The sequence below is a fragment of the Clostridium sp. DSM 8431 genome, assembly GCF_900116755.1.
In the GTDB taxonomy this organism is placed as follows: Bacteria; Bacillota; Clostridia; order Clostridiales; family Clostridiaceae; genus Clostridium.
The window spans coordinates 1-1717 of record NZ_FPBY01000305.1; the positions used below are offsets into that span (position 1 = coordinate 1).

The 1717-nt window shown below is 26.8% G+C and carries 2 protein-coding genes; one reads left to right on the forward strand and one right to left on the reverse strand.

Annotated elements, in window-relative coordinates; genetic code table 11:
* Positions 1–46: 46 nt before the first annotated feature.
* Positions 47–946 carry a C-type lectin-like domain-containing protein gene (locus BM384_RS16985; protein ID WP_090015440.1) on the reverse strand — a complete coding sequence of 300 codons (900 nt, stop codon included), beginning with the start codon at positions 944–946 and terminating at the stop codon, positions 47–49.
* A gap of 158 nt (positions 947–1104) precedes the next feature.
* Here BM384_RS16985 and BM384_RS16990 point away from each other — a divergent pair, with 158 nt between their 5' ends.
* Positions 1105–1557 carry a hypothetical protein gene (locus tag BM384_RS16990; protein WP_090015442.1) on the forward strand — a complete coding sequence of 151 codons (453 nt, stop codon included), beginning with the start codon at positions 1105–1107 and terminating at the stop codon, positions 1555–1557.
* Positions 1558–1717 lie beyond the last annotated feature (160 nt).

A 1717-nucleotide genomic window follows, 5' to 3' on the forward strand; every position in this document is an offset into this window, starting at 1 on the left:
ACCCTTTTTTAAAAAATATTATTTTTTAAAATTTACTTGACTATTATTAGCTGGTCTTGTACTTTTGCCCGGCCTCAGGACCACAAGCCCATCTAAAATCATCTTCTCCAAAATCATATACTTTTGTGTCAATATTGTATCTAAATCCATTTTCATCACATCCAACTTGGGGTATCCATTTTTTATCAGATTCAGTATATTTTCTTTTTCTTGTTTTATCTATCTTTACTGTATCAGCATCATATTTATCAATTGTTAATCTACTACCACCTGACCATGCTCCATCTTTGGATATGCTTTTTAAAACATCATCTTCAGCCTTAGAAGTTATTGTTACTAAGTATCCTTTTAATCCATCTAACCTATATGTTTTAGCTAAATCATATGCCTTATCCCAAGAAATAGGCACCTCTTCACCTTTTTCATTTTTATTCTTTACATGCATGTAATAATGCAAAACTCCCTTTTCATCTCTCATACTTATTGCTGCATCACTTGGAATCTTAGCTTCATTATTACTTACTCTAATGGTAACATTTTGTTCCTGTCCATCTTTTAATGTGTAGGTTACATTGTTATCTAATATCTCTTGTACCTTTTCTGCACTAACCTTACCATTTTCTCCTTTAAATATAATTACAGCAGTCTTATGATTATCTAAAATATCATAATTAATATTATATAAAGGACTCGGCTCTATATGTAAAGAACCAGTATCTACTGTTATAGACATCATTGAAGCTTCAGTAACATTATCATTATTAATAGTTACATTACTCATTTTATACTGATTTGTATCTGTTGAATTTATTTCAATTGTACTACTTTCTGTTTTCCCTATATCATTTAAATTTGAATTATTTGACTCCTGCGCTGAAATATTAACTTGCGATATAAGTAGCAAAGCAGTTAAAAAAGCTAAAGTTTTTCCTTTCAAATTAAACATGTATTTTCTCTCCCCCACCTATAATATTGCTTTAATAATTCTCTCACTTATGTTAATCTTTGTCAATCAATATTAAATACAACTTTTCTTGCAATATTTGTGTATATTTATTTTTTTAAACATAGTATATATTAAAATATTCTTTGGAGATGCTTATTATGAACACAAATAATCATAGAAAACTCTGTCACAAGGAAATTATTTCAATTTTTGAAGATAAAAATATATGTATAATTGGGATTTGCAATGAAAATAATATTGAACTTATGCCTATGGCATATACATTTTTAGAAGAAAATAATAAAATAAATTTCTTTTTTATATGCTTTGATTCAAATATATTAGTTAATACTATATTAAAAAACAGAAATATAAGTATTTTCCTAGATAATAGTATTTCAAATTTTTATACAGATGTTTATCAAACTATTAAAGTTAATGGTACTGCTGAAATAGTAACAAATTCAGTTAAGCAAAATTATATCCTTAATAAATTTAAAAACAAATATTCTGATTCTTTAAAAAAGATGGATTTTGACCATAATAAAGTAAATTATATAAAAGTCTCTGTAAAGACCATTACTGCACGTGAACATAACTATGAAGTTTAGAATTTAGGAAATCGAGTAAGAGGTAATCTATTATTTTGATTACCGACCTCTCACACCACCGTACGTACAATGTCGTCAACTTAGTAGATTAATGCAGATGAAAGTGCTTTAAAACCATATTATTTTTTATAGCTATTTAAAATCCCCTTAAAAAATGGTA